General features: G+C 62.3%; 17 protein-coding genes. All 17 read right to left on the bottom strand.

Features of this window, described 5'->3' with window-relative positions:
- Positions 1-107 precede the first annotated feature (107 nt).
- Complete coding sequence (gene fliG, locus ACMGGN_RS04325) at positions 108-1,127, bottom strand: flagellar motor switch protein FliG (RefSeq protein WP_012315523.1); 1,020 nt, start codon at positions 1,125-1,127, stop codon at positions 108-110.
- On the bottom strand, positions 1,120-2,898 hold the full coding sequence (fliF, locus tag ACMGGN_RS04320; RefSeq protein WP_115274182.1) for a flagellar basal-body MS-ring/collar protein FliF: 1,779 nt from the start codon (positions 2,896-2,898) through the stop codon (positions 1,120-1,122). Before fliF ends, fliG begins: the two co-directional genes overlap by 8 nt.
- Before the next feature lie 15 nt (positions 2,899-2,913).
- Positions 2,914-3,246, bottom strand: a complete 333-nt coding sequence (gene fliE, locus ACMGGN_RS04315) for a flagellar hook-basal body complex protein FliE (RefSeq protein ID WP_012315525.1) — start codon at positions 3,244-3,246, stop codon at positions 2,914-2,916.
- Between the two features lie 140 nt (positions 3,247-3,386).
- A complete protein-coding gene (locus ACMGGN_RS04310) occupies positions 3,387-4,763 on the bottom strand; it encodes a sigma-54-dependent transcriptional regulator (RefSeq protein ID WP_196998245.1) in 1,377 nt (458 codons plus the stop codon).
- Positions 4,763-5,980, bottom strand: coding sequence for a sensor histidine kinase (locus ACMGGN_RS04305; protein WP_414156481.1), 1,218 nt, complete (start codon positions 5,978-5,980; stop codon positions 4,763-4,765). The genes ACMGGN_RS04310 and ACMGGN_RS04305 overlap by 1 nt, the downstream gene beginning before the upstream one ends.
- Before the next feature lie 234 nt (positions 5,981-6,214).
- Positions 6,215-7,690 carry a transcriptional regulator FleQ gene (fleQ, locus tag ACMGGN_RS04300; protein ID WP_039603506.1) on the bottom strand — a complete coding sequence of 492 codons (1,476 nt, stop codon included), beginning with the start codon at positions 7,688-7,690 and terminating at the stop codon, positions 6,215-6,217.
- A gap of 165 nt (positions 7,691-7,855) precedes the next feature.
- Positions 7,856-8,152 carry a flagellar protein FliT gene (locus ACMGGN_RS04295; protein ID WP_161871194.1) on the bottom strand — a complete coding sequence of 99 codons (297 nt, stop codon included), beginning with the start codon at positions 8,150-8,152 and terminating at the stop codon, positions 7,856-7,858.
- A gap of 13 nt (positions 8,153-8,165) precedes the next feature.
- The gene (fliS, locus tag ACMGGN_RS04290) at positions 8,166-8,561 is read right to left on the bottom strand and encodes a flagellar export chaperone FliS (RefSeq protein WP_039603508.1); all 396 of its coding nucleotides are present in this window, start codon (positions 8,559-8,561) and stop codon (positions 8,166-8,168) included.
- 201 nt (positions 8,562-8,762) lie between these two features.
- Positions 8,763-10,178: a flagellar filament capping protein FliD gene (fliD, locus tag ACMGGN_RS04285; RefSeq protein ID WP_119687543.1), complete on the bottom strand. Its 1,416-nt coding sequence runs from the start codon at positions 10,176-10,178 to the stop codon at positions 8,763-8,765.
- An 82-nt stretch (positions 10,179-10,260) separates the two neighbouring features.
- On the bottom strand, positions 10,261-10,614 hold the full coding sequence (locus tag ACMGGN_RS04280) for a flagellar protein FlaG (protein WP_119687544.1): 354 nt from the start codon (positions 10,612-10,614) through the stop codon (positions 10,261-10,263).
- A gap of 71 nt (positions 10,615-10,685) precedes the next feature.
- Entirely contained in the window at positions 10,686-11,540 is an 855-nt protein-coding gene (locus ACMGGN_RS04275; protein WP_012315533.1) for a flagellin domain-containing protein, read from the bottom strand.
- Between the two features lie 218 nt (positions 11,541-11,758).
- Positions 11,759-12,007 carry a hypothetical protein gene (locus tag ACMGGN_RS04270; RefSeq protein ID WP_125924739.1) on the bottom strand — a complete coding sequence of 83 codons (249 nt, stop codon included), beginning with the start codon at positions 12,005-12,007 and terminating at the stop codon, positions 11,759-11,761.
- Complete coding sequence (locus ACMGGN_RS04265) at positions 12,004-13,296, bottom strand: motility associated factor glycosyltransferase family protein (RefSeq protein ID WP_125924740.1); 1,293 nt, start codon at positions 13,294-13,296, stop codon at positions 12,004-12,006. The genes ACMGGN_RS04270 and ACMGGN_RS04265 overlap by 4 nt, the downstream gene beginning before the upstream one ends.
- Positions 13,297-13,349: 53 nt before the next feature.
- Complete coding sequence (locus ACMGGN_RS04260; RefSeq protein ID WP_119689077.1) at positions 13,350-14,294, bottom strand: ketoacyl-ACP synthase III; 945 nt, start codon at positions 14,292-14,294, stop codon at positions 13,350-13,352.
- A 280-nt stretch (positions 14,295-14,574) separates the two neighbouring features.
- The gene (gene pseI / locus ACMGGN_RS04255) at positions 14,575-15,627 is read right to left on the bottom strand and encodes a pseudaminic acid synthase (RefSeq protein ID WP_119687546.1); all 1,053 of its coding nucleotides are present in this window, start codon (positions 15,625-15,627) and stop codon (positions 14,575-14,577) included.
- A gap of 3 nt (positions 15,628-15,630) precedes the next feature.
- On the bottom strand, positions 15,631-17,109 hold the full coding sequence (gene pseG, locus ACMGGN_RS04250; protein WP_346640622.1) for a UDP-2,4-diacetamido-2,4,6-trideoxy-beta-L-altropyranose hydrolase: 1,479 nt from the start codon (positions 17,107-17,109) through the stop codon (positions 15,631-15,633).
- On the bottom strand, positions 17,106-17,819 hold the full coding sequence (gene pseF / locus ACMGGN_RS04245) for a pseudaminic acid cytidylyltransferase (RefSeq protein ID WP_414156480.1): 714 nt from the start codon (positions 17,817-17,819) through the stop codon (positions 17,106-17,108). The genes pseG and pseF overlap by 4 nt, the downstream gene beginning before the upstream one ends.
- Positions 17,820-17,822 lie beyond the last annotated feature (3 nt).

Genomic DNA, 17,822 nt, shown 5'->3' with positions numbered 1-17,822 from the left:
GTGTTGAAAGCGGGATGAGCTGCAAGCTGTTAGCTGCAAGCTGCAAGAAGAAGCAGGCTGTGCAGCGTCTGGCTTTCCCTTGTAGCTTGCAGCTTGTGGCTTGCCGCTTAAATCATTTCCTCGGCGCCCTTGCCGCCGAGCACGATCTCGCCGGCCTCGGCCATGCGTCGGGCAATGGTGAGGATTTCCTTCTGCGCCGTTTCCACGTCGCTGACGCGCACCGGGCCCTTGGCCTCGAGGTCGTCGCGCAGCAGTTCCGAAGCACGCTTGGACATGTTCTTGAAAATCTTGTCCTTGACGCGCTCGTCGGCACCTTTGAGCGACACCACCAGCACATCGGAGGACACTTCGCGCAGCAGCGCCTGGATGCCGCGGTCGTCGACATCGGCCAGGTTGTTGAAGACGAACATCAGGTCTTCGATCTGCTCCGACAGGTCGTTGTCGACCTCGCGGATCGAGTCCATCAGCGCACCTTCCACAGAGCTGTCGAGGAAGTTCATGATGTCGGCGGCGCGCTTGATGCCACCCAGGGTGGTGCGTGCGGCATTGGAGTTCCCCGAGAACTGCTTCTCGAGAATCTGGTTCAGTTCCTTGAGCGCGGCAGGCTGAACGGTGTTGAGCGACGACACGCGCAGGATGATGTCCAGGCGCACCTTGTGGTCGAAGTTGCTCAGCACTTCGCCAGCCTGATCGGGGTCGAGGTAGGCGACCACGATGGCCTGAATCTGCGGGTGCTCGAAGCGGATCACATCCGCCACCGCCCGTGGCTCCATCCACTTGAGGCTGTCCAGGCCGCTGGTGTTGCCGCCCAGCAGGATGCGGTCGATCAGGCCGTTGGCCTTGTCCTCGCCCAGGGCCTGGTTGAGCATCTTGCGGATATAACCGTCGGAACCTACGCCCAGGCTGGTCTGGTCGCCGACGATCTCGACGAACTCGCTCATCACCTGCTGGACCTGCTCGCGGTGCACGTTGCCCATCTGAGCCATGGCCACACCGACCCGCTGCACTTCTTTGGGGCCCATGTGCCGCAGTACCTGGGCGGCATCGGTCTCACCCAGCGAGAGCAAAAGGATTGCCGCCTTGTCGGTGCGGCTCAGCTTGGCGGTAACGGCTCGGTTATCACTCATCGGCGTTGATCCACTCTTTCACGACCTGGGCGACACGGCCCGGGTCTTCGGCCACCAGGCCTTTGATTGCGTTGAGCTGTGCCTCGTAACCCTCGCTCGGGCTTGGCAACAGAATGCTTGTCGGGCCACCCAGGCTGACGCGGTCGTTGGCCAGTTCGCCATCCAGACCGATCATGCCGCCCAGCTCCATGTCGCTGTCCGTTGCAGCAGCCTGCTTGCCGCCGCCAGTGATGTTGTTGAGTACCGGGCGCAGCACGCCGAACACCAGTACCAGGATGAACACCACGCCCATCACCTGCTTGACGATGTCCCAGAACCAAGGCTGCTGGTAAAACGCGATGTCGGCGATTTCTTCGCCCCGGTCGGCGGCGAACGGCACGTTGATCACCGTCACGCTGTCGCCACGGCTGGCATCGAAGCCAACGGCGTCCTGTACCAGGCGGGTGAAGCGCGCCAGGTCTTCGGCGCCCCACGGCGCACGGGTGGTCTCGCCGGCGGCGTCGACCTTGACCTGGTCATCGACCACTACCGCCACCGACAGACGGGTCAGGCGACCCTGCTGCTGGCGGGTGTGGCTGATCGAGCGGTCCAGTTCGAAGTTCTTGGTGGTCTGCAGACGCTTGTCGGCCGGGTATGGCGCGAGCATTGGCTGGCCGGTGGCCGGGTCCATGATCTGCTGGCCATTGGCATCCACCAGCGGCTGGCCAGGCTGGATGGCACCGGCAGCAGGGGCTGCGGCGGTGGCGTTTTCAGGCGCTGCGGCACCTGCCGGCGGCTGGTTGCTCAGCGCGCCCGGCACACCTTGCGGCCCCGAACTGCTGGCGCGCTGCTCGTTGACCGACTGCTCGCTGCGCAGCGCCGGCTGGTCCGGGTTGAACTGCTCGGAAGTGGACTCCACCGCACTGAAGTCAAGGTCGGCCGACACCTCGGCCTTGTAACGGTCGTTACCCAAGACGGGTTGCAGGATGTTGTGCACACGCTGGGTGAGCATGCCTTCCATGCGGCGGCTGTAGTCGAACTGCTTGCCAGCCATGGTCAACGCCGTGTCCTGCAACTGGTCGGAGAGCAGGTTGCCCTTCTGGTCGACCACGGTGACCTGCGACTTGTCCAGCTCGGGCACGCTGGTGGCGACCAGGTTGACGATCGCCATCACCTGGCCGGCTTCCAGCGAACGGCCCGGGTACAGTTCGACCAGGACCGAGGCGCTTGGCTTGCGCTCATCGCGCACGAACACCGAGCTTTTCGGAATCGCCAGGTGCACGCGCGCCGCCTTGACGTTGTTCAGGCTGGAGACAGTACGGGCCAACTCGCCTTCCAGGCTGCGACGGTAACGGGTAGCTTCCATGAACTGGCTGGTACCCAGGCCCTGCTCTTTGTCGAGCAGTTCGAAGCCAACATTGCCGTCGCTTGGCGCAACGCCGGCGGCTGCCAGTTTCAGGCGCGCACGGGAGAGGTCGTCGGCCTTGACCAGCAGAGCACCGGAATTGGGCTCGACATTGTAGGGGATGTCTGCAGCGGCCAGGGTATCCATGACCTGCTTGGTGTCCATGCCCGCCAGGCTGCCATACAGCGGGCGGTAGTCCGGCTGTTGCGACCACAGCACCACGGCGAAGCCGATCGCCACGCTCGCCGCCAACCCGACCAGCAGGCCGACCTGACGCAGCATGGGCATCTGCGAGATGTTTTCCAGAAACGCCATGCCGAACAGCGGCGGTTTGGACGCTGGCGGGCCACTTTTGGCGGGGGCGTTATCGACGACTGCTTCAGCCATGACTTACTTCCGTCCTCAAACCGGCATCTGCATGATGTCCTGGTACGCCTGGACCAGCTTGTTGCGTACCTGGGTCAGCGCTTGCATGGAAACGCTGGCTTTCTGCGAGGCGATCATCACGTCGGTCAGGTCGACACCACTCTTGCCGATCTCGAAAGCATTGGCGAGCTGGGTCGACGCCTGCTGGGTCTGGTGCACTTTGCCGATGGCCTGGCCGAGCATGTCAGCGAAGCTGCTCTGGCCTTCTGCCAATTCGGGGGCAGCAGTGGCTTTTGGCAGCGACATGGCATCGGCCTGCATGGCACGCATGTCCAGCATCAGACGATTGAATTCAACACCTTGGCTCATGAACTTCTCTCTCCGGCGGCCGCATTTTTTTGACACTCATGCGGCGGATAGCCTCTCTAAGCAACAACAGTGCCAGCCTTTGAAAGCTTCAAGCTTCAAGCCAGGCTGCGGTGCTCTTGCGCTTGCTTGTAGCTTGTAGCTCACCCGTACAGGCTGGCTTCCACGTCGAGCCCGGCATCGCGCATTTGTGCCAGCTTGTAGCGCAGGGTACGCGGGCTGATGCCAAGCCGCTCGGCAGCCTCCTTGCGGCGACCGCGCTCGGCGCGCAAGGTGTCGATGATCATCTGGAACTCATGGCGGCGCATGTCATCGCCCAGGCCACCGGCCTCACCTGCCGGCTCGACCGCCACGGGCAACGCCGCGGCTGGTGCAACCGCCGACAAGGGAATGGCGCCGGCCAGACAAAAATCCGCCGCCTCGATCACCCCGCCCTGCTGCAGGATCAGCGCCCGCTGCAAAGCGTTGTCCAGCTCACGCACATTGCCTGGCCAGGCATGGGCCTGCAGGCAGGCCTGCGCCGCAGCAGACAGGCGCACCGGCGCATGCTTCATCTTCGCCACATGCCGCGCCAGCAAGCGCTCGGCCAGCGGCAGGATGTCACCGGCACGCTCACGCAGCGGCTGCCAGGCCAACGGGAACACCGACAGGCGATAGAACAGGTCTTCGCGGAACCGCCCGGCCGCCACTTCACCGGCCATGTCGCGATTGCTGGTTGCCAGCACGCGGATGTCCAGGGCAATCGGCTTGCGCCCCCCTACCCGCTCGACCTCACGTTCCTGCAAGACACGCAACAGCTTGGCCTGCAGGCCCAGAGGCATTTCGGAAATCTCGTCGAGCAGCAAGGTGCCACCCTCGGCCTGCTCGAATTTGCCGGCCTGCGCCGCAATGGCGCCGGTGAAGGCTCCTTTCTCGTGACCGAACAAGGTCGCCTCGAGCATGTTGTCCGGGATGGCCGCGCAGTTGATCGCGACAAATGGCTGCGCTGCACGCGGCGACTGTTGGTGAATGTACCGCGCAAGCACTTCCTTGCCGGTGCCCGACTCACCCGAGATGAGTACGGTCGAATCGCTGCGGGCCACACGTGCAGCAAGCTCCAGCAATTGGCGGCTGGCAGGCTCGCTGGCCACCGGCCCTTCGTCCTCGACCGCGCTCAGGCGCCCGGCGGCATGGCGCTCGACCAGGCTCAGCAGCGCCTTGGGCTCGAAGGGTTTGACCAGGTAATCCACAGCGCCCTGGCGCATCGCCTCGACAGCGCGCTCCACGGCAGCGTGAGCGGTCATCAGCAGCACCGGCAATTGCGGGTGCTGGCGGCGCAGGTGCGCCAGCAACTGATGCCCATCCATCCCCGGCATGTTCACGTCACTGATGACCAGGCTATAGGCGTCGCTCTGCACCGCCTCCAGCGCTTCTTCCGCGCTGCCGACAGCACGATAGGCAAAACCGCCGATCTCCAGGGTATCGCCAAGCGCCTGGCGCAACGCGCGGTCATCCTCGACCAGCAGCACCTTGATGAGCATCATGCGACCTCCGCAGGCTGCCCGCCGATCAACGGCAACTCCACCCTGACGCAGGTGCCACGCCCTACCCTGGAGCGCAGCTGCAACTTGCCGTGGTGCGCCCGCACCACGGCCATGACCACCGCCAAGCCGAGCCCGGTGCCGGTAGCTTTGGTGGTCAGGAACGGCTCACCCAGCCGACCCAACAGGTCGGCATCGATGCCGCTGCCGGCATCGCTGACGCACAGGTGCAGGGTGTGCGCGCGCCGATACAGGTGCACTTTGAGCCGCGCAGCGCCAACGCTTGCCTGCAGGGCATTCTCGATCAGGTTGAGCATGGCACCGACCAGGGTGTCGCGATTGCACAGCAACTCACCCAGGTGGCTGTCGCACTGCCAACGCACGGCATGGCCCTGGACATGAGGCTGGGCAGCCTGCTGCAAGGCCTGGAACAGGCCCTTTGGGCTCAACCGGTCACCCAGTGGCAGCTCGCCGCGGGCGAACACCAGCATGTCGCGCACCTGGTGCTCCAATTCGTGCAGACGTTCCTTGAGGCTGCCGGCGAAACGCCGGCGGGTCTGTGGCGCAAGCTCACGCTCGTCTTGCGCCAGGTGGCTGGCATAGAGCATGGCCGCCGACAGCGGCGTACGTATCTGATGGGCCAGCGAAGCGACCATGCGCCCCAGCGAAGACAGGCGCTCATGGCGTGCCAACTGGTCTTGCAGACGACGAGTTTCGGTCAGGTCGTTGAGCAGCACCAACTGGCCTGGCTCGGCATCCAGCGAACGCGTGGCAATGGACAGGCGACGGCCATCGCGCAGTGACACCTCATGCCCGTCATCCTTGCGCGGGGCGAAGCTGCGGGCGATCACCTGGCGCCACACCTGGCCGAGCAAGGGTTCACCCAACAGTTCACAGGCCGCCGGATTGGCTTCGCGCACCAGGCCCTGGTCATCGATGACGATCACCCCGCCGGGCAGCAGGGCCAGCAGGTTCTGCAAGCGATTGGCCAGGCGCTCTTTCTCGTTCAGCTCGGCCATGCGCTGGGCGCCGACCACCGCCAACTCGCCTTTGAGTTCGCTGACGCGGGCCTCGAGCATGCTGTAGGACTGGTTGAGCTGGGTGGAGACCTGGTCGAACAGGGCGAACGCCTGCTCAAGCCCCTGTCGACTCTCCTGTTCGACGGGGGTAGGCCCCTGCGGATCAGGGGCTCGGGAAACATGGGCGGCCTGGGGCATCGTGCTCTCTCGCGTGGCTGACCGTCATAAAAACGGTGTGGTGCCAGCGGTGTAGCAATAGCCGTGCCGGGGCTGGGGGTTTGTGCTGCCTGCTCGGGCCCTATCGCCGGCAAGCCGGCTCCCACCACGACCGCGCTGCTCTTCAGGTTTGCGCTTTACCTGTGCAAGCAAAATTTCTTAAAGCCGGCGCAAATCCATGTGGGCTTGCCGGCGATTGTGGCGGTACAGGCGAAGTCAATCTTCAGCCTGCTCCTCACCGCCCTGGCGGCTCATGCCGTACTTGCGCATCTTCTCCACCAAGGTGGTACGCCGAATACGCAAACGTTCAGCCGCCCGCGCCACGATACCGTTGGCGTCGTCCAGCGCCTGCTGGATCAGCCCCTGCTCCAGGCTGCCCAGGTAATCCTTCAGGTCCAGGCCCTCAGGCGGCAGCATGGCATGGTTGGCAAAGCTCGGCGCGTGGCCGTTGATCGCCACGCGCTCTTCGAGGTCGCTGCGCAGGCTGTCGACCAACTGCTCGTCTTCATCGTCGATGTAGCGGAATTTCTTCGGCAGCTCCGACACACCAATCACCCCGTACGGGTGCATGATCGCCATGCGTTCGACCAGGTTGGCCAGCTCGCGCACGTTGCCAGGCCAGCCATGCCGGCACAGCGACATGATCGAAGCAGAGTTGAAGCGGATCGAGCCGCGCTTCTCATGCTCCATACGCGAGATCAGCTCGTTCATCAGCAGCGGAATGTCTTCCACACGCTCACGCAACGGCGCCATCTCGATCGGGAACACGTTGAGGCGGTAGTACAGGTCTTCGCGGAAGGTCCCACCCTCGATCATGGTCTCAAGGTTCTTGTGGGTCGCGGCGATGATGCGCACATCGATGCTTTGGGTCTTGTTGCTGCCCACGCGCTCGAAGGTACGTTCCTGCAGCACACGCAGCAGCTTGACCTGCATCGGCAGCGGCATGTCGCCGATCTCGTCAAGGAACAGAGTACCGCCATTGGCCAGCTCGAAACGCCCGGCACGGCTGGTGATGGCGCCGGTGAAAGCCCCCTTCTCGTGGCCGAACAGTTCGCTTTCCAGCAACTCGGCCGGGATCGCCCCGCAATTGACCGGCACGAACGGCGCTTCGCGGCGTTTGGAGTGGTAATGCAGGTTGCGCGCGACCACCTCCTTGCCAGTACCGGACTCACCAAGAATGAGCACGCTGGCGTCGGTATCGGCGACCTGCTGCATCATCTGCCGAACATGCTGGATGGCGCGGCTGGTGCCCACCAGGCTGCGGAACAGGTTGGGCTCGCGCTGACGGCCACGCTCACGGGCCTGGTCGTACATCTCGCGATAGACCTGGGCACGGTGCAGGGAGTCGAGCAGCTGGCTGTAGCTGGGCGGCATCTCAAGGTTGGCCAGCACGCGACGGCGAAGCTCTTCGGGGAAATCCGCAGAAGAAATTTCGCCGATCAGCAATACCGGAAGGAACTCATCCCACCCGGCCACTGTCTTAAGCAACCCAAGCACATTGCCTGGAGCATTCACGGTTCCGATGAGCACGCAGAGCACTTCACGGCTGGAAGACAATGCCCCCACCACCTGCTGCCAATCCTGGCTGGAGCAGGGCAGGTTTTCTTCGCCGAGGAAGTTCAGAACCACCGCCAGATCGCGGCGGCGGGCGCTGTCGTCATCGATCAGGAGAATCTTGGTTTCACGCCACATGCAATAGCAACTTCCCTAGTCATATCGGCGCCCGAGGGCGTGCTCGACATCATTCAGACTGAATGGTCAGTGTTCGGACGTCTGAAATTCGAAAACAGCCACTAGTAAAGTCAAAAAAAAGCATGCAGTCAAATTAATGGCGCATGGCTTTTAGGACATCTGTGGTCAAGTGAACAGATGGTATACCTTAGCGGCGTTTTTCGCCTGACGGATTTGCGACATCTCGTCGACTATCGATTGACGCTCACCGCTTGCAACTTCAATTAACTTCCCGTAGACCGCTAGCAGGCCCTCAAGGCTCGAGCGTACCGCGTCTTCATTGCTGAGCGCCTCAGCCAGAACATCCTCGACACAAAGACGGCACTTAAGGTCAAGCTCACCTACCGCATCCCAGTCACGGCTGGCCAATGCGGCAAGCAACTCGCTGCGAGTCCGCTCGATACCCTCGATCACCTTGCTCATAAAACCTCCCGGCTCAGGGGACCATCGACTGTGGGCCGATCGCGTCCCAGCCTTCCTTGACAGTGCTCAGCAAGTCCCTGACCTCGTCCAGGATCGCCGGATCGTTCTGGATATTGGCCTCACTCAGACGACGAGTCATGTACAGGTAGAGGCTGTCGAGACGATTGAGCTCGTCAGTCATGTTGTCACGGTCCAGACCTTCGCGCAGGCCGCCAATGATGCCAATAGCCTTGCCTATCGCGATGCCCTTGCCGGCGATGTCCTTGCGCTGCATCGCGCCACTGGCCTGGGCAATGCGGTCCAGGCCACCCTCCATCAGCATTTGCACCAAACGATGCGGGCTCGCTTCAGAGGTCTGCGCCTGGGCGCCAATCTTCTGGTACTGCCGAAGGGCTAACATTGGATTCATGGGGTACCTCGTCACCACGGGGTTGCTGTATGACCGGGCTATCGGCGCGGCGTCAAAAAACTTTAGGGAGAATACAAAAAAGCCCGACCAAGCGTCACGCTTCGTCGGGCTTTTGGCGTTTGTTTACCGTGCCTACATCGTAACACGCGCGCGGCGCCATACAGTGTGACGCCGCGACCTTGCCATGAAGCCTCAGGCAGATCAGGAGTTCTTCTGTTGCGCTGCCATTGCTTCAAAAATGGAAACGACGCTGTCGCGCTGAGCATTGAGCTGCCCAACCAGGGTGTCCATGGTGTTGTACTTCTTGGTCAGCGACGCTTCCAGGTCCTTGATGCGAGCATCCAGAGAGCTCTGCTCCATGCTCAGGCTTTTCTTGGCAACCTCAAGCGACTTGTTGCGCTCATCCAGCACACCACCGGACGCAGAGAACGGCTCCATGGTCTTGACCATGCGATCGAGCAGGCCGCCGTCACCATTGAACAGGTTCTGCACCTCACCACCAAGCTTCTGATCATTGATCGCCTTGGTGAACTTGGTGCTGTCGAACTCCAGCAGGCCGCTACTCTGAGCGGTATTGATCCCCAACTGCGAAAGCACCGTCAATTGCCCCGAACCACCGGTACCGGAGACCACCAGTTCATTACGCATGGCCGACAGCATGCTGCGCACTGCCGGGTCACCCGACAGAGCCGGAGTGTTCCAGCTGCCGTCTGCCGCCTTGGTCGACACACTCACACTGTTTATCGTATTCACCAACGCGTTATAGGCATCGACGAACGACTGCACCGACTTTTTCAGGCCCTCAGTGTTGGCAGCCACGGTGACGCTGACCGGGCTGAGCGTTTCGGTCTTGGACAGCAGTTCGAACGTCATGCCACTGATCGCGTTATCGACCTTGTTCGATTTGCTGGTGAGCTTCATGCCATCGATATCGAACTCGGCATCTTTTGCGAGTTCGCCGATACGGCCAGCACCGCCCGCATCGGCCATCTGCGTTGCCGGGTCGATGGTCAGGTCAGCGATCCCCGAAGTAGAGATGTCCGAACCTTCGCCCATGGTTTCGGAGCTCAACACCAACCGCGAACCGGTACCGTCGTTAACGATGTTGGCGGTGAAGCCCTTGCCGCTCGCCTGGGCGTTGATCGCATCACGCGCCTGCTGCAGCGTAGCGTTGGCCGGAATGGTCACATCGAAGTCGACGCTATTCTGGGTGATGGTCAACGTGCCACCACTGGCGGAAACAACCGAGCTGCTGTCGGTGAAACGCTGACTGGCTACACGCGACGCCGTGGCCAGCTGGGTAACCTGGATCGAATAGCTGCCGTTGACTGCCGCACTGCCTGCCGTGGCCTTGACGTACTTGTCGTTGGAGGAGGCTGCCGTCGACCCGAGAAACGCAGGGTTGGCACTGTCGTTAAGCTTCTCCAGCGCCGTCTTGTAGGCGGTCAACGCACTTTTGAGGCTACCCACCGCCGAAATCGATGCGGTGTTCGCCGACGTGCGGCGGTCGAGCTGGCTCTGCTTGGGAGTCTTTTCGGCATCAACCAGGGCCTTCACAATGGCCGAGGTATCGAGACCGGAACCCAGCCCCAAACTCGGTAGAATTGGACTTGCCATTACATCCTCCTTTCTGGTTAACGCCCAAACGCAGAGTTGCCTGATCAGCGCCGGTGCAACAATTCAAATGACCGGCCGGCTGTCAGACTTTCTCATCGAAGAGCAGACTATTGACATCTTGCAGGCTTCGGGCCAGCTCCAGCGCTGTTTCCGACGGGATCTGACGGATCACCTCACCGCTATCGCGGGCAACGACCTTGACGATCCACCTGCCGGTGGAATCATCCACCGAAAACTCCAGGTTGCGCTGCAACGACTGGACAAAATCTTGAATTTCCTTGACGGCCGATTGTAACTCGGCCTCGCTCTTGGGAGCGTCTTGCTGCAATGTCTTGCGCAGCTGACCTGAAACCTTGTCAGCAGCTGTATTGTGCTCGGTGTTGCCAACCAGCGACGACACCGGATACGACGGGCTTGACTTGACGCTTATGTCCATCGCACATCACCTTTAAAAAGTAAAAAGCGAGAGAGCGCATGAGCACTCCCTCGCCGAACTTCATCGCGCTATTACTGAAGCAGTTTCAGTACGGCGGATGGCAGCTGGTTAGCCTGAGCCAGAACAGAGGTCGAAGCTTGCTGCAGGGTCTGCTGCTTGGTCAGCTGAGCGGTTTCTGCGGCGAAGTCGGTGTCCTGAACTCGGCCCATGGCGGCAGCCGAGTTTTCGTTCATGCTTTGCAGGTTGTTGATGGTCGACTGGAAGCGGTTCTGGATAGCACCCAGGTCCGACTTCTTGGTGTCAACGGTCTGCAGAGCAGCGTCGATCGCGGTAATGGCGGCGTCGACGGAGGTGTGAACGGCGGAGTCGGAAGTACCCGAGATCGCCAGGGTGCCAGTGCCGACAGCCAGGGTCGAAGCAGCGAACGAGGAAGTCATCGAAACGCTCAGGATCTGGCTGGTACCAGTCATCGCGCCAACCTGGAACTCCATGGTGCCAGCGGTGCCGTTCAGCAGTTGCTTGCTGGTACCGAAGGTGGTGGAGGTCGCGATACGAGTGATCTCGTCGGACTTGGCCGCGAATTCTTTGTTCAGAGCAGCGCGTTCAGTGGTGCCGTTGGAGTCGTTACGTGCCTGCAGAGCCAGTTCACGCATACGCTGCAGGATGTTGGTGATTTCCGACAGCGCGCCTTCAGCGGTCTGGGTGATCGAGTTACCGTCGTTGGCGTTCTTGATGGCAACGGTGGTACCGGTAACCATGGTCTGCAGCTTGTTGGCGATCTGCTGACCAGCAGCATCGTCTTTAGCGCTGTTGATACGCAGGCCGGAAGACAGGCGAGTCATCGAAGTGCTCAGCGCGTCGGAAGCTTTGTTCAGGTTCTTCTGCACGCCCAGCGAAGTGGTGTTGGTGTTTACGGTTAAAGCCATGACGAATTCCTCGTTGGATGGATACTGCGGCTTCCGGCCCTGGCGTCCGCCGGGTGTGGCCTAGAGAACCTTCGTAATGGTTATCGTCGGGTTTGCAAGTTGCTTTAGGGCTTTTCCAAAAAAAAATGCCATCACCACGCCACCCCCTTGCAAACCGGGCTTTACAGCCGTTCCCCGCGATGCTTTCGCCAACCACGAAGTGTGATACAGCTCACACTTCAGCGCGAGGCCGCCTGCTCGATCAGATGCAGCAGCTCATATTCGAGGTAATCGGCCAGCGCCAGCCAGTCCTGGCGCTGCTGGGCATCGAGCATGGCCTGCATGACCACCGCCCCCGCTTTTGGATCGACCTGCGGCAATACCTCATCGAACAGCTCGACCATACGCAACGCCGCCTCCACATCCCGCCCAAGGCGTAACAGCGTGGCGCATTCGCGCGCCGCGCGCCCTTGATCGGCAGCATTCATGAACAGAACTCCGGATCGAAAGTGGTGCCGGCGATGTGCGCGCCGGCACGACTGGTGTTGTGGAACCGCACCTGGGGATGGCGCGCAATGAACCGCTCAAGCTCAATCAGGTAACTGCGGAAGTTAAGCTGGGTACGTGCCCGCTGGCCATGGCCATCCAGCACCCAGTGCTGCGCCGCCGCAATCGCCGGGCCGAGTACGCCATCGTCCCAGCCTGTGTGGGTGCGACCACCCGGGAAGGCGAAATCAGCGCCGAAAAACGTAATGCGCACGGCCCCCATCTTCACAGCCAGGTCCGTAGCAGGGTGAATCACGCTTCCCCCAACGAACAACTCGGCGCGCGGTATGGCCTGGCGCACCTGTGCATACAGCGCACTGCCGGAATAGGCTGTGTAGCGTGGCCCACGCCAATTACCGAGCAGCTCGACGTCCAGCATCGGCATGTAGACCAGGGTGGTCGCAGCCGAGTCTTGCGGCGGCAAGTGATGGAGGCGGATTTTATGGTCGACACTGACCACGATGTCAGGCTGGATTCCGGCGCGCAGCAGGGGGATATAAGCGGTGTCGACGCAGATGAACAGTGGCCGCTCGGCCTGAGCGCGCACCCTTGCCAATGCAGACAGGTGCCCGGCCAAGGTTGGCCCGGTGGCAATCACATAGCAGTCACGCCCGGCCTGGCTACCGAACAGCGCGGCCACATCAGGGTCGTGGCGCAACAACGGCAAACTGTCTTCGAGCAGCTTCTGCAAGCGCGGGTCGGCCACATCGAAAGCGCGATTGCTGTCTGCCAGGTGGGCCTCGCTGATCAGACGGTCGCGCACCTTCGCATTGAAGTCATCGGCCAGCACGCGTTCGGAAGGCAAGGCGAAGAACGGCAAGGCGATTTCCGCGCTGTCGCCGGCATAGGCCAGTTCGACGCGCGGGTCGGCAAGCCAGTCGGACTGATCCAGCAGTTGCAGCACCAGCTGGAACAGTGCGCCATTGAGCAGGTACACCTGCAACCGCACGAGCCCAGGCCGCTCCAGCAGCACGCGCTGCAAGTCACCCAGCCCACTGCCATAGAGATGAAGAGTGGAACTGTCTTCAGGCAGGCTCGCGGCCTGCAGGCGCGCCTCGGCAAGACGATCGTGACGACTTGTGAGCTGGATGCCACACACGCTCAGGGTAGACCCCAGCCCCTCCACCAGCTCGACCTCGAGCGCACTACACGCCTCGCCTTGCAGGCGCTCGTACAGTGCCGGCCAGCGGGCCTGCAGCACTTCAGCGTTACGCTGGAAAAACTCGCTCATGGGTTGAGCTTCCCTTACCTGCGAAACACCGAAGAGTACCCGACTGGCAGCGCTTATTCAGCCTTGTAGAGAACCGCCGAGCCCCACGACAGGCCGACACCGAAGCCGCTAATGGCCACGCGCTTCCAGGCACTGTCGAACATGTGCTTCTGCAACAGCAGCGGAACGCTCGATGACACGGTATTACCGGTCTCCAGCATGTCCTTGATGAACTTGTCGGCCTGGGACTTTTCCGGGTCTTCCTCGAAGCGTCGTGCCACGGCATCGACGATCGCCGCACTGCCCTGATGGATGCAGAAGGCGTCGATATCCTTGTTCTCCAGCCCTGACTCGCGCAGCAGCTCATGCAGATGCGCCGGCACCTTGATCAGAGCGAAGTTGAAGACCTGACGACCGTTCATGAAGAACTCGCCATCAGTCACCTTCAGGTGCGGCGCACCAGCACCGTCGGTACCGAACTTCGCCTTGCCCAGTTGCCAGGTAGCGCCCTCACCCATCCAGGTGGCAGTGGCCGCGTCGCCGAACAACATGGTGGTATTGCGGTCTTCTGTGTTGACGATCTTGGAGTACGGATCAGCCGTCACCAGCAGGCCATTCTTCAGGCCTGCGGCTTCCATGAAGCCTTTGAGCGCGTAAATGCCATAGACGTAGCCGGAGCAACCCAGGGAAATGTCGAAGGCCGCGACATGGGTCGGCAGACCGAGTTTGTGCTGGACGATGGCAGCGGTGTGAGGCAAGCCTTCCTCGTCACCGTTCTGGGTGACGACGATCAGCGCATCGATCGCCTCGCGCTTGAGTTGCGGGTTAGCGGCGAACAGGTTGTTGACCGCTTCGACACACAGATCGGAAGTCTCCTGCTCATCGTCCTTGCGCGGCAGGAAGCTTGCGCCGATCTTGCCGAACATGAACTCTTCGTCCTTGCCGAATTTCGCGCCTTGTACATAGTTGTCCAGGCCGGAAGCGGGCACATAGCTCGCGATGCTTTTAATGCCGATCATCATGGCTTCCCAATAAATAACAGCTCAATACCACCGCCCGGATGACTCGAGCGGCGCCTGAAGAACGGGATCTGCCGCCCAGGTGGCGTGGCGACAGGCAGGGTGGCAGGCGGCAATTGCACACCTGCCCCATTAACGGTTACAGAAGGAGATGCCCGCTCTGACCGATAGGTCACGAATATTTCAAGACAATCGCATATTTTGCCTGGCCGCGTCACGTCGTCATAGCGCTTGCGAGTTTGCCATGCAGGGCAAACCTGGCCCCGGCTGGAGCCAACTTTCAGTCGAGCAGCTGCCAGTCCAGGGGCGTACCGCGCTTGAGTGGTTGCCTGGCCTTGCGGCCAAGCACCGCATCGAGATGGCCTGGCGCCAGCCCCAAACCTGGGCGGATGGCGCGCACGTTGCTACGGTCGAAGACCTCGCCAGCAGCCATGTCACGCACTACATACAGCGAGCGGCGGAAACGCCGCGAGGCCTCCTCGGCCTGGGTCGCGCCATAGTGCACCCGCCCCAGCGACTGCCAGGCACGCTCGGTTTCCAGCACCAGCGCTGCCATTTCCTGGGGTTCCAGGGAAAATGCCGCATCCACGCCGCCATCGGCACGGTCAAGCGTGAAGTGCTTTTCCACCACCGTCGCCCCCAGGGCCACTGCCGCCACGGCAACCCCAACCCCCATGGAGTGATCCGACAGCCCGACCTGACAACCGAAGAGCTCGCGCATGTGCGGGATGGTCAGTACGTTGCTGTTCTGCGGGCTGGCCGGGTAGGTACTGGTGCACTTGAGCAGCACCAGGTCGCGACACCCTCCTTCGCGCGCCACCCGCACGGTACGTTCGAGTTCCGCGAGGCTGGCCATGCCGGTGGAAATGATCATAGGTTTACCAGTGGCCGCCACTTTGCGTATCAGCGGCAGATCGGTGTTCTCGAAGCTGGCGATCTTGTAGGCCGGCACATCCAGGCTTTCGAGGAAATCCACCGACGTTTCGTCGAACGGCGTGGAGAACACCAGCATGCCCAGCTCACGAGCGCGCTCGAAGATCGCTGGGTGCCACTCCCAGGGGGTATGGGCCTTTTCATACAGCGCATACAGCGATGAGCCAGACCAGAGGCTGTTCGGGTCGGCGATGAAAAACTCACCATGCGCCAGGTCCAGGGTCATGGTGTCGGCAGTGTAGGTCTGCAGCTTCAGCGCATGGGCGCCGGCGGCGGCGGCCGCTTCGACGATCTCCAGTGCGCGGGCCAGCGACTGGTTGTGATTGCCACTCATCTCCGCGATCACCAGCGGTGGCTGGTCCGGGCCGACACAGCGGTGCCCGATGTTGAATCTGTTCATGGGCTACTCCTGGAATACCCGCTCGAACGAGCACGGCGACTGAGCGAAGCCGGCACCCGCGAATAATTGCAATGACGCCTGATTGTCGGGCAGCACCTGGGCCTCGATCGCACGCAGGTCCGGCCAGAACTCACGCACGCAGGCCTCGCCACGGGCGAGCAACGCTCTGCCCCAACCCAGCCCGCAACGCCCCGCGAAGAGATACAACGACACCTTCGCCCGCTGCCCGGGCAAGCGGTCGTAGCGAACACAGCCCACCGGCCCGTCGCCTGTCTCGGCGATCAGCAGCAAACGCTGCCGATCAGCCAGCGTAGCAGCCAGCCAGGCCAGATGCCCCGCCCAGTCCAGCTCCCGCGACTGCTGCGAACGGCGCCGTACCTCGGGCGCGTTGCGCCCGTCGAACAACAGCCGCGCGTCTTCACTGCGAGCCGGACGTAGCGCAAGCCCTTCCCCCAGCAAGGCCACCGCCACCCGCTGCGCCCCCAGGCCATCGACCAGTGCCCGACTGCGCTCGGCGAAGCTCTGGCGCAGTGCCTGATTGCTCAGCAACAGGGCAATCGCCTGGCGCAGCGCAGGCACCTGGACCTGCCCAGCCTCCCCCAGGTAAAGGTGCATGCCCGCCCGAGCCATGGCCTGGGCATTGGCCCGCTGGTTGTCTGCCACGCTCACGCACAGGCTCGGCAAGCCCAGCGCGGCGCGCTCCCAGGTAGTACCGCCGCCGGCGCCGATGAACAAGTCTGCCGCAACCATCCGCATTGGCAGATCGTCGACATAGTCATGCAGCTCCCAACCCGCCCGCGCGTCGCACAACTGGGCCAGCAGCTCACTCTGGCGATGCCCGAGCCCAGCGATGCAGGTGACCTGCAACCCTTCCAGCCCGGACAGCGCCTGCAAGGTCTTGGGCAGCATGCCAGCCACATCGAAGCCACCGAAACTCACCAGCACCCTTCGTGCCTGCAGGGGCGGCGATATCGCCGCCCCCTGAAACGCCGGCCCCACCAGCGCATAGCGTGGCCCCAGCAAGCGCCGGCACTCCGTTGCCAGCCGCGGCGCGTAGAGCGCCTCGCTGGCACTGAAATTCTGATCCAGCAGCAGGTCGGCGGCATGATCACGATCAGCCAGGTCATCGATGACCGCGATGCGCCGGGCGAACGCCCGGGCTGCCTGCTCCCAGCGGGCGTCCAAGGCGTAATGATCGACGATTAGCCAGTCGAATCGGGCCTGTGCCGGCAGCACATCACGCAGCGCCGCGATATCCGCGGCCCAGGGTTCGATGCCCGGTTTTTTTTCCTCGCGCTGCGGCCATGCAAAGACCTCGAAACCCTCCTGCTCGATGGCGGCCCGGCGATGACCGTCAAGCAGGCAACAGGCAAAGCTCACCTGCGCACCGAGCTCTCGGAGGGCTTTGCCCAGCGTCAGGCAGCGCGCCGTGTGGCCGACGCCAATCGATGAAGAGGCATCAGCACGTACCAGCACCTTCATGGCGCCAGCTCCCCGCCAGCTTTGAGCGCTGCGTACAGGTACTGCGCGCGCAACCAGTCTTCCTCGCTGTCGATGTCCTGAACCAGATGCCGGGGGATGATCACTGGCAAACTCCGCTCGGAATGAAGGGCCTCGTTCTGCAACCAGGCCTGCACCCGCCCCCAGTAAAACTGGCCAGCATCCTGATAGGCCGGTGCAAGGTCCTGAGACCGGGTCTCACGATACTGTGGGTACAGAGGCACAAGCGCACCCTGATCGTCGAGCGACAGCGCCCGCTGTACCGGGAAACCGAAGCTGCTCACCGAAAAGGCGAAAGAGCGCTCAGGGTGTTGCCGCAACAACGCCAACCCCTGCTGCAAGTAACGCTGCTGCACGAAAGGCGCAGTGGCGTAGATGCAACAGGCATGGGTCAGGACATGGCCCTGGCTGGCCAGTGCCTGCAGGGCGTGGCTGACCACAGCCTGGGTGGTGGCATGATCGTCAGCCAGGTGCGCCGGCCGACGGAACGGCACCTGCGCACCGTATTCCCGTGCCACCGCCTCTATTTCAGGGTCGTCGGTGCTGACCACCACCTGTTCGAACAAGCCACTGGCCAGTGCCACTTGGATCGAGTGGGCAATGATCGGCAGCCCGGCGAACATCTTGAGGTTCTTGCCAGGGATCCGTTTGCTGCCTCCACGGGCCGGGATGATCGCGACGTTGGTTTCCATTCG

Origin of the sequence: Pseudomonas sp. BNK-30, assembly GCF_047456185.1 — a bacterium.
Taxonomy (GTDB): domain Bacteria; phylum Pseudomonadota; class Gammaproteobacteria; order Pseudomonadales; family Pseudomonadaceae; genus Aquipseudomonas; species Aquipseudomonas putida_E.
Note: the sequence above shows the minus strand (reverse complement) of the source record. Positions and strands in the feature narration are given on the sequence as shown.

What these genes read in the sequence shown, in the direction of transcription:
- fliG (WP_012315523.1), bottom strand. Translation starts at nt 1,127, where the DNA reads ATGAGTGATAACCGAGCCGTTACCGCCAAGCTGAGCCGCACCGACAAG.
- fliF (WP_115274182.1), bottom strand. Translation starts at nt 2,898, where the DNA reads ATGGCTGAAGCAGTCGTCGATAACGCCCCCGCCAAAAGTGGCCCGCCA.
- fliE (WP_012315525.1), bottom strand. Translation starts at nt 3,246, where the DNA reads ATGAGCCAAGGTGTTGAATTCAATCGTCTGATGCTGGACATGCGTGCC.
- ACMGGN_RS04310 (WP_196998245.1), bottom strand. Translation starts at nt 4,763, where the DNA reads ATGCTCATCAAGGTGCTGCTGGTCGAGGATGACCGCGCGTTGCGCCAG.
- ACMGGN_RS04305 (WP_414156481.1), bottom strand. Translation starts at nt 5,980, where the DNA reads ATGCCCCAGGCCGCCCATGTTTCCCGAGCCCCTGATCCGCAGGGGCCT.
- fleQ (WP_039603506.1), bottom strand. Translation starts at nt 7,690, where the DNA reads ATGTGGCGTGAAACCAAGATTCTCCTGATCGATGACGACAGCGCCCGC.
- ACMGGN_RS04295 (WP_161871194.1), bottom strand. Translation starts at nt 8,152, where the DNA reads ATGAGCAAGGTGATCGAGGGTATCGAGCGGACTCGCAGCGAGTTGCTT.
- fliS (WP_039603508.1), bottom strand. Translation starts at nt 8,561, where the DNA reads ATGAATCCAATGTTAGCCCTTCGGCAGTACCAGAAGATTGGCGCCCAG.
- fliD (WP_119687543.1), bottom strand. Translation starts at nt 10,178, where the DNA reads ATGGCAAGTCCAATTCTACCGAGTTTGGGGCTGGGTTCCGGTCTCGAT.
- ACMGGN_RS04280 (WP_119687544.1), bottom strand. Translation starts at nt 10,614, where the DNA reads ATGGACATAAGCGTCAAGTCAAGCCCGTCGTATCCGGTGTCGTCGCTG.
- ACMGGN_RS04275 (WP_012315533.1), bottom strand. Translation starts at nt 11,540, where the DNA reads ATGGCTTTAACCGTAAACACCAACACCACTTCGCTGGGCGTGCAGAAG.
- ACMGGN_RS04270 (WP_125924739.1), bottom strand. Translation starts at nt 12,007, where the DNA reads ATGAATGCTGCCGATCAAGGGCGCGCGGCGCGCGAATGCGCCACGCTG.
- ACMGGN_RS04265 (WP_125924740.1), bottom strand. Translation starts at nt 13,296, where the DNA reads ATGAGCGAGTTTTTCCAGCGTAACGCTGAAGTGCTGCAGGCCCGCTGG.
- ACMGGN_RS04260 (WP_119689077.1), bottom strand. Translation starts at nt 14,294, where the DNA reads ATGATCGGCATTAAAAGCATCGCGAGCTATGTGCCCGCTTCCGGCCTG.
- pseI (WP_119687546.1), bottom strand. Translation starts at nt 15,627, where the DNA reads ATGAACAGATTCAACATCGGGCACCGCTGTGTCGGCCCGGACCAGCCA.
- pseG (WP_346640622.1), bottom strand. Translation starts at nt 17,109, where the DNA reads ATGAAGGTGCTGGTACGTGCTGATGCCTCTTCATCGATTGGCGTCGGC.
- pseF (WP_414156480.1), bottom strand. Translation starts at nt 17,819, where the DNA reads ATGGAAACCAACGTCGCGATCATCCCGGCCCGTGGAGGCAGCAAACGG.